Annotated in this window: 8 protein-coding genes; 6 read left to right on the top strand and 2 right to left on the bottom strand. The window is 65.4% G+C overall.

The window, feature by feature from the left end:
- Window positions 1-52: 52 nt before the first annotated feature.
- Window positions 53-721, top strand: coding sequence for a response regulator transcription factor (locus tag RQH86_RS22715; RefSeq protein WP_055850166.1), 669 nt, complete (start codon window positions 53-55; stop codon window positions 719-721).
- A 549-nt stretch (window positions 722-1,270) separates the two neighbouring features.
- Here the strand turns inward: RQH86_RS22715 and RQH86_RS22710 are convergent.
- Window positions 1,271-2,176 carry a DUF4424 domain-containing protein gene (locus tag RQH86_RS22710; protein WP_311240356.1) on the bottom strand — a complete coding sequence of 302 codons (906 nt, stop codon included), beginning with the start codon at window positions 2,174-2,176 and terminating at the stop codon, window positions 1,271-1,273.
- A gap of 451 nt (window positions 2,177-2,627) precedes the next feature.
- Here RQH86_RS22710 and RQH86_RS22705 point away from each other — a divergent pair, with 451 nt between their 5' ends.
- Together RQH86_RS22705 and RQH86_RS22700 are read left to right on the top strand one after the other, a co-directional pair.
- Window positions 2,628-3,191, top strand: a complete 564-nt coding sequence (locus RQH86_RS22705) for a TlpA disulfide reductase family protein (RefSeq protein ID WP_311240360.1) — start codon at window positions 2,628-2,630, stop codon at window positions 3,189-3,191.
- 3 nt (window positions 3,192-3,194) lie between these two features.
- Window positions 3,195-3,398 carry a hypothetical protein gene (locus tag RQH86_RS22700; protein ID WP_115529278.1) on the top strand — a complete coding sequence of 68 codons (204 nt, stop codon included), beginning with the start codon at window positions 3,195-3,197 and terminating at the stop codon, window positions 3,396-3,398.
- Between the two features lie 550 nt (window positions 3,399-3,948).
- Here RQH86_RS22700 and RQH86_RS22695 read toward each other — a convergent pair.
- The gene (locus RQH86_RS22695; protein ID WP_311240354.1) at window positions 3,949-5,574 is read right to left on the bottom strand and encodes a family 43 glycosylhydrolase; all 1,626 of its coding nucleotides are present in this window, start codon (window positions 5,572-5,574) and stop codon (window positions 3,949-3,951) included.
- Window positions 5,575-6,235: 661 nt separating this feature from the next.
- On the opposite strand from RQH86_RS22695, the gene RQH86_RS22690 reads away from it, so the two are divergent.
- Genes RQH86_RS22690 through RQH86_RS22680 form a run of 3 tightly spaced genes read left to right on the top strand, consistent with a single transcriptional unit; the run spans window position 6,236 to window position 8,882 of the window.
- The gene (locus tag RQH86_RS22690) at window positions 6,236-7,246 is read left to right on the top strand and encodes an aldo/keto reductase (RefSeq protein ID WP_311240353.1); all 1,011 of its coding nucleotides are present in this window, start codon (window positions 6,236-6,238) and stop codon (window positions 7,244-7,246) included.
- Window positions 7,243-8,115, top strand: coding sequence for an amidohydrolase family protein (locus tag RQH86_RS22685; protein ID WP_055846749.1), 873 nt, complete (start codon window positions 7,243-7,245; stop codon window positions 8,113-8,115). The genes RQH86_RS22690 and RQH86_RS22685 overlap by 4 nt, the downstream gene beginning before the upstream one ends.
- The gene (locus RQH86_RS22680; protein ID WP_115514299.1) at window positions 8,112-8,882 is read left to right on the top strand and encodes an SDR family oxidoreductase; all 771 of its coding nucleotides are present in this window, start codon (window positions 8,112-8,114) and stop codon (window positions 8,880-8,882) included. Before RQH86_RS22685 ends, RQH86_RS22680 begins: the two co-directional genes overlap by 4 nt.
- The last annotated feature ends 20 nt before the right edge of the window (window positions 8,883-8,902 follow it).

Below are 8,902 nucleotides of genomic sequence, written 5' to 3'. Positions count from 1 at the left end.
TGCTGTTGCCTTTGCGATTCCCGATTCCCGATTCCCCACTCCCGGCCCCTCAATGACCACCCTGCTGATTGCCGATGACCATCCCCTGTTTCGCGAGGCCTTGCGCGGGGCGGTGCAGCGGGTCATGCCGGGCGTGCAACTGTTCGAAGCCGACAACGTGGATGCGTTGTACACGCTGGCCGATGCGCAACCGGACGCGGACCTGCTGTTGATGGATCTCAACATGCCGGGCGCGCAAGGCTTCAGTGCGCTGGTGCATATGCGCTCGCTGCATCCGCAGTTGCCGGTGGTGGTGGTGTCCGCACGCGAAGAACCCACGGTGATGCGGCGTGCCATCGACCATGGCGCGTTCGGTTTCATTCCCAAATCCGCAGACTCGGACACCATCGGCCGCGCGCTGGCCACGGTGCTGGATGGCGAACGCTGGATTCCGGCCGAAGCGCAGAACCTGCCGCCTACCGATAGCGAAGAGCGCGAGGTTGGCCAGCGGTTACGCGATCTCACCCCGCAACAATTCCGCGTGCTGCAGATGCTGGGCGCGGGCCGGCTCAACAAGCAGATCGCCTACGATCTGGGCGTGTCCGAAGCCACCATCAAGGCGCACGTCACCGCAATCCTGCGCAAGCTCGGCGTCACCAACCGTACCCAGGCCGTGCTGATGGCCGGCAAGCTCGCCATCGACTCCGACGGCATCGTGTTGCCGCCGCCGGAAGACGACTGACGCGCGCAGCGGTGTGTCTGCGGGCGTTGGGGTTGGTCGGAAAAGCCCGGTCACGCCCGGGTGCGCTCCTACGTGTGATCCCGCTATGTCTGCCGTCGTCGTTGGTGGGCAATCGATAGATTTGCTGTGCTCTGCCGTGCAAAGCGACACGACACGACACGACACCAGCGTAGGAGCGCACCTGGGCGCGATAGGCGTTACCGGTAAAGCTTGTTTTGCAGAAGAAACCTGACGCGCACTCGCACGTACGACTGTGATGTGCGTTACCGGGAAAGCTCCATCGCGCCCGGGCGCGCTCCTACGTGTGATCCCACTACGTCTGCCTTCATCGTTGGTGGGCAATCGATAGATTTGCTGTGCCGTGCAACACGACACGACACGACACGACACGACACCAGCGTAGGAGCGCACCTGGGCGCGATGGGCGTACCGGTAAAGCTTGTTTTGCAGAAGAAACCTGACGCGCGTTGGCACGCACGACTGTGCTGGGCGTTACCGGGAAAGCTCCGTCGCGCCCGGGTGCGCTCCTACGTGTGGGGCTTGTGGCGTTTACTCCGGCGCGCGCACGAACAAGACGTTCAGATCGCGCATCGGGACGAAGTTGGTCTGCTTGAACTGGAAGGTCAACGGGTCGATCTTTTTCAGCTCGCCGTCGAAGCACAGACTCAGGATGTCGCTGGCGGCCTGCTTGCGGATGGTCAGCTGGAAGTCCTTGATCGGGCCGTTCCAGTTCTTGCCGGTAGTGAGCACGTAGCGCAAGTTGGCCCAGGCCAGGCCGGACTGGCCTTCGCGGCGCTGCATGCTGGTCTTGGTGGCCGGTTCGATGCAGGTGTCCTTTGCATAGGACTCCAGCAGATACGTGCTGGGCTGCGGTACGCCCGTGGACAGGCTGGGCACATACGCATGCCGGATCTGCACGCTGCGGCGCGCCGGAAATAGCTGTTGCCAGACGAAGTACTCGTTGAGGGTGAAACGCGGCTGCGCGTCGGCATCGACCCAGCGCGCGGGCAGTGGCTTGCGGGCCTTGGGCTGGGTGCCGGATTCGGTGAAGGCCTCCACATCGTCCTGGGTCCACCCGGTGGCGGCAAACGCCTTGGAGATGTCGCTGCCATCGTCCAGCAACACCACCAGCTTGCGCGTGGTGGCGATCGGCTTGCCGTCCACCCACAGTTTGAAGTCGGTGAGTTCGCTGTGGTCGGCCATGCCGAAATACATTGGCGGCATCGGGAAGGCCACCGGCACGCTGAGGTCGCGCTCGCTGTTGTTGGTGAACACGTAGTCCACCTGCACGCGTTCTTCGCTGAGCAGCAGCGCTTCCTTGTCCATGCTGATGTCGGGCTGGTGCAGCAGCCGGATGGTGCCGTTGTCGTCGCCAAAACTGCTGTCGTTGGCGTGCGCTGTCGCACAGACGAACACCGCCAGCAGCAGCCAGCGCGCCATTGAATCCTTGTGCATCGCTCCCCCAAAACCGGCACGTACCGACGCGCCGCACTGCACAGCATGCCATGCACCGCGCACTGGCAGATGGCAGCGCGCGACAGCCACGCGCGCACTTGTCGCAAGACCTGCCTGCAACCGCGTTTGCGCAAACCGCCTGCATGTCGTTGCCCAACGATGGCAAGCCCAAGCGCAACAGCCTGATCGCATCGGCAGATGGCATGGCGCGACCGCCGCGTGCGTTACCGGTCGCAAGGCCTGCCTACAGCACTATTTGCGCAAACCGTCCACATGTCGTTGCTCAACGGTGGCAAGCCCAAGCGCACCGGCGTGATCGCATCCACACCTGCGCACCGCGCGGCATCGCAGTTGTCGATATCACCATTGACCATGAGCTGATGCCTGGGCAAGGCTCGGGTATCAAGGACGCTTTGGAGCTGGCATGGCGCGACGTTTTCCCTGGCTCTGGATCGGCCTGCTGGTGGCCTGTGCATTGATTGCGGCGCTGGCGTGGCAAAACCGACAGTTGCGCGTGCAGCAGCAATGGCTGCAGACGCGCATCAGCACGCCGTACGAGGGTATGTACGTGCCGCGCATCGAGGCGATGGACGCCGAGGGTCAGCGCCATCTGCTGGGTGCGCCGCAGGGGCCGGCGCAGGTGCTGTTCTTTTTCACGACCACGTGCCCGTACTGCCAGCGCTCGGCACCGACCGTGCTGCGCGCGGCGCGCCAGTTGCAGGCCAACCTGCCGGGTCGACCGCAATTGCTGGGTGTGTGCCATTGCGATGCAGTGCAGGCCGCGCGCTATGCGCATGTGCATGGCTTCGATTTTCCGGTGGTCACGTTGACCGATCGTCGCGCGCTGATGCTGTTCCGTGCGCGCAACGTGCCGCTGCTGATGGCCATCGATGGGGACGGGCGCGTGCGCCATTCCCATGTTGGCGTGTTCGATACCACGGAGCGGGTGCAGGACCTGGTCGCCGCCTTGGGCCGCACGGATGCGCCAGCGGCTTTTGCAACGTTGAGGGAGTAATGCATGAAAAAGCGTTGGGTAAGCTTGCGCGGTGCGTTGATGGCAGCGACGTTTCTGGCCAGCACCGGCTTCGGTGCGTTCCAGGTGATGGCCGTGGACGGCGCACAGCCGAAGGCCGAGTCGTGTAGTGCATGGGCCTGCAAGGCCGAGTGTCCGGAGTTCGGCGGCGATTTGGGACAAGGCAACGTCTGCTACTGCTGCGGTTGAGTCCAGCGGCGGGGCCATCAAGGCCCCGCCCTCTGCGGTGACGCGCACGCGCCCAGCTTGGCGTAGAACCCCTGAAGCTGGTGCTGGAAGACCAGCGCGATCTGCTCGTTGATGCACTGGAATCCGCATGCAGTGCGCGTGCAGTGCGACGTCGCGGATCAGTTGACGAGGTCTCTCACTGGTTCTCTTCGGCATCTTGCACGGCATACGCAGCGCCGCTGTCAGCGTGCTGACTGCGCTTGCAAATTAGGATGCGTCAATCGACCGTTTCTGTGGTCCATGACGGCATAGCGGGAGCACCACATCGTCGTTGCATTGAAAGCCGCAGAAGTGCAAGGCAACACAAGGCCCCACGCGGCAGATAAGCACGGTGTCTCCACGATTTGTTTTGGCAGGTGCAGGATTGCCTTGAGAGGTATCCGAAGGCGTCTGCTTTCAAACATCGGATCGGGCTGACGGTGTCCCCGTCCTGGAACCGAGACACTGACAACACGCAGCGTCATTGCGCAGCGTCAGTTGTCAGTTGTCAGTTGTCAGTGCTCAGCCACGCTCAGCCCAGCGCGCGATACCTAAAGTCACGCAACACCACCTCGCCCTGCTGCGCGGCATACACACCCAGCTGCAGGCTCAAGAAGCCGCCGAACACGTTGTGGTGGAATCCGGACACCTCCATGCGCGTGGGATGACGCGTCCACTGCCGGCCGTCGTCGAACGAATACGCAAAGCTCACGATGTGGCGATCGTTGGTCAGCCGCACGCGGATGCGGCGATGCGTGTTGGGTGCGCGTGCCCACACCAGTTCTTCGGAATATTCGTAGGTCTTCATGGTGTCGGCGGTGAAGCCGATGCCGACGAAGGCCTTGTGGTTGTAGAACAGCAGGAGGCCGCCTTCGGCATTGCCGACCAGCTCCAGCGTCACCTCGGCCGCGTAGGCGCGATCGGGTACGCCGCAGGTCAACGGTGCGCTATCTATCGGCGATGTGCCGGCGCAGGTCAGCGTCAATGCCTTGTTGGCCCGCCGCACGCGCGCCTGCTCGCCGGGCTTGGGCGCGTGCAGGCTCCACTGTGTGCCGAATCGGTCGGTGGAAAAGTCATCGGACAACGCGAAGCCGCTCGCCACATTCGCACTGCCGGTGGCAGCGCGTGCCGGCGTGCGCAACGGCTTGGACAGGTCGCCGCCGGTGGCGCGAAACCAGCCGTCGGCGGTCCACTCGATCGGCTCCAGCAGGGTCTGGCGCCCCAGGGTGCGGAAGCCGTTTTCGTAGCCGTGATAGACCAGCCACCAGTCGCCGCGTGGGCCTTGCACCAGCGTGGCATGGCCGCGCGACCACCACGGCTCCTGTTCGGACAGCGTGCGCACCAGCGGGTTGCGCGGGCAGTGTTCCCACGGCCCGTGCACCGAGCGCGACCGCGCGGCGATGACCATATGCCCGGTCACCGGCCCGGCGGTGCCACCGACGGCGGTGACCAGATACAGCCAGCCGTTGTGCCAGGTGAGCTTGGGGCCTTCGGGCGCGAAGTTCTCCACCACCCAGTCGTCGGGATACCGCCACGGCGCGTAGGCCGGTTCGAGTTGCCCATCGGTGGCCAGGCCGTCGTCGCGCAGGCCGATCTTGCGGATGCCGTTGACGAACAGATAGCGCTTGCCGTCTTCGCCGACGACATGACCGGGGTCGATGCAGCCGGCGATGTTCAGATCGATCGGCGCGCTCCATGGCCCGCGAATGTCATCGGCCCAGATCACGAAGATCGACCAGCCCTTGTCGTCCGGATTGGCCGGGATATAGATGAAGTAACGGCCGTCGTGCTTGCACAGATCCAGCGCCCAGATCGTGCCCAGTTCCTGGCGCAGCGCCGGGCCGATCGGGGTCCAGTTGACCAGGTCGGTGGAGTGCCACAGCACGATGCCCGGATACGAAAAGAACGACGAAAACGTCATGTAGTAGTCGTCGCCATCCTTGAGGATGGTGGGGTCCGGGTGATCGCCGGCCACGATGGGGTTGAGGTAGGTGCCGTTGCCCAGGTCGGCCTTGCGCTGGCCCTCGATGCCGCGCGCCCACGGCGGCGGATGCGCGGCGCATGGCACGGCTGACGCCTGCGCGGCAGCCGGCAACGGCGCGACCAATGCGCCTGCGGCCAGCACCTTGAACAACTCCCGCCGTGTCGTGTCTGGCATGCATCAGTTTCATCGGATCAAGGCTGGTATCTAGCCCTAGCCGCCGGTGCGAGGCAACCGCGCAGGCTGCGTTATAGGAACTGGTGATGCGGGGCCCGGATTTTGAAATAGCAGGGTTGGAGTGCGTTGCAATGCGAGGGGTCATGCCACTGCGCTGTAGGGCGGGTGTCGAGACGGCGACAGCAGGCGCGATCAGCGCGGCGCTACCCTTGGCCTGGAGAGCCGCGGGGCGATCTCTCCAGCGCACGCGGACAACCGAGTTCGCAATGGGGGCACCGGTCGAAGACCATGCGGGTCCGGGTCATGGATTCCACACGCCTGCCGGTCCGCCGGCGGCACCGGCGCAGCCGCACGAGAGATCCGAGTAGTCAGCGGAGTGCGGTCTTGCCGTTAGCCGTTAGCCGTTAGCCGTTAGCCGATGGACCAGACAACCACAAGCGATGCGCGCACAAACAGAGAGAGCGCGCGACGCGCACGGTGCCGATTGCTCAATCCGTCAGCCGCCCTGGATCGTCATGCTGCACTGCAGCGTGATCTGTTCATTGATGATTGCGATATTCATATGCGAACAGCCGGGCACCTGCCGGCTGGTGGACGTTGCGATGCACAGCTGCCCTCCAGATTCCATTCGCGCCTGCGCCACCCTTGCGGAGCGTGGCGCATGAGCGCCGTGGCACGGCAACGTCTGGGCCGCACCGACGTGCAGCTGTCGGCGCTGGGCTTCGGCGCTGCGCCGGTCGGCAATCTGTACACCGAAGTCGCCGAGGCAGACGCACTGGCGGCGGTGGCAGGCGCGTTCGAGGCAGGCATCCGCCACTTCGACACCGCGCCTTACTACGGCTACGGACTCAGCGAGACACGCCTGGGCCGCGGCCTGGCCGGCGTGCCGCGCGCTGCCTACACGCTGTCGACCAAGGTTGGCCGCTGCGTCTACGACGACGCACAGTCCGTTGCCGGCCGCGACGGTTTTGCCGTGGCCGGCCGCCGCGCCGCATTCGACTACAGCGCCGACGGCGTGCGGCGCGCGTTCGCCTCCAGCCTGGAGCGCCTGGGCACCGACTACATCGACGTGCTGCTGCTGCACGACATCGGTGCGCTGACCCACGGCGACAACCACGCCCACGTGCTGCGGCAGGCCTTGGAGGAGGCCTTGCCGGCCATGGCGGAGTTGAAAGCGTCCGGGGCGTGCGGGGCGATCGGGCTGGGCGTCAACGAGCAGGACGTAGCACTGGAGGTGCTGGCACGCTTCCCGATCGACTGCGTGATGCTGGCCGGGCGCTACACCCTGCTGGAACAGCACGGCGCGCGCGCGCTGCTCGACCAGGCGCAGCAACACGGCGTATCGATCCTGTCGGCCGGCCCCTACAGTTCCGGCCTACTCAGCGATGCGCGCGGCCCCGGCGCCACCTATAACTACGCCCCGGTGGACACCGCCACCTTGCAGCATGCGCAGCGTCTGTATGCGGCGTGCGCGGCGTTCGAGGTGGATATCGGCGCGGCCGCCCTGCAGTTTCCGCTGGCGCATCCGGCGGTGACCACCGTGGTGGCCGGCATGCGCACCCTGGCCGAGGTGCAATCGGCCGCCACGCGCTTGCAGGCATCGATCCCGCCTGCGCTGTGGCAGCGCCTGCGCGATGGCGGGCTGCTCGATACGGACCTGCCCACGCCATGAGCCGCGTCGATGCGCATCTGCATTTCTGGCACCTGGCCCGTGGCGATTACGCCTGGCTGACGCCGGAGCTTGCGCCGCTGTACCGCGACTTCGCGCCGCATGACGTGGACGACGCGCTGGATGCGGCCGGTGTCGACAGCGTGGTGGTGGTGCAAGCCGCCGCAACCGAAGCCGAAACCTGTTACCTGTTCGAGCTCGCCCACGACGCGCCACGCATTGCCGGGGTGGTCGGCTGGACGGATTTTGCTGCGCCCGATGCCGCCGCACGCATCGGCGCACTGGTCCGCGCAGGCGGCGGTGTACTCAAGGGGCTGCGCCCGATGGTGCAGGACATCGCCGATGCGCAGTGGCTGGCAAGCCCCGCATTGGACGCCGCCTTCGACGCGATGCTGGCCCACGATCTGGCCTTCGATGCCTTGATCCGCGCTGTGCATGTGCCGGCATTGCAGGCGCGCTTGAAGCGCCACCCGCAGTTGCGCGTGGTCGTCGATCACGGCGGCAAGCCGCAGATTGCGGCCGGCGAATTCGTTGCCTGGGCCGCCGGCATGGCCGCGTTGGCACAGCATCCCAACGTGCACTGCAAACTGTCCGGGTTGCTCACCGAAGCCGCGCGCGGTGCCGGCATCGATGCACTGGAGCCGTATGTTGCGCATCTGTTTGCGCGCTTCGGTGCGCAGCGACTGCTCTGGGGCAGCGACTGGCCGGTGCTGACCCTGCGCGCCGATTACGCGCAATGGTTCGATCTTGCGCAACAGCTCGTTACCCGTCATGCCGCCGAACACGCCGATGCGGTATTCGGCGACAACGCACGCACGTTCTATCGTCTGCCACGGCCGGCGGCCCCCACCCACGGAACCTTATCGGTATGACAGTCTCCATTCCCACCACGCCCAACACCCGTCTGCAGGGCAAGCGTTGCCTGATCACCGCTGCTGGCGCCGGCATCGGCCGCGAAAGCGCGCTGGCCTGCGCACGTGCCGGCGCGCAAGTGATCGCCACCGACATCGACGCCGCTGCGTTGCAGGCGCTGGCGTCCGAGTCCGATGCGATCACCACCCAGCTGCTCGATGTCACCGATGCCGCCGCGATTGCAGCACTGGTCGCCGAACACGGCCCGTTCGATGTGTTGTTCAACTGTGCCGGCTACGTGCATCAGGGCAGCATTCTCGACTGTGACGAGCCGGCGTGGCGCCGCTCGTTCTCGATCAACGTCGATGCGATGTATTACACCTGCAAGGCGGTGCTGCCGGGCATGCTCGAACGCGGCCGCGGCAGCATCATCAACATGTCCTCGGTCGCGTCCAGCATCAAGGGCGTGCCGAACCGCTTTGTGTACGGCGTAACCAAGGCCGCGGTGATCGGCCTGAGCAAGGCCATTGCTGCCGATTACGTGGCCCAAGGCGTGCGCTGCAACGCGATCTGCCCGGGCACCATCAAGACGCCGTCGCTGGGCCAGCGCGTGCAGGCCCTGGGCGGCGACGAACAGGCGGTGTGGAAGAGCTTCACCGATCGCCAGCCGATGGGCCGCCTGGGCGACCCGCGCGAAATCGCGCAGCTGGTGGTGTATCTGGCCTCGGACGAATCCTCGTTCACCACTGGCCAGACCCACATCATCGACGGGGGCTGGTCCAACTAAGAGCAGCTAACAAAAACTAC

This window comes from Xanthomonas sp. WCS2018Noco2-27 (assembly GCF_031843525.1).
Lineage (GTDB): Bacteria > Pseudomonadota > Gammaproteobacteria > Xanthomonadales > Xanthomonadaceae > Xanthomonas.
This window is presented reverse-complemented; position numbering and strand designations above follow the sequence as displayed.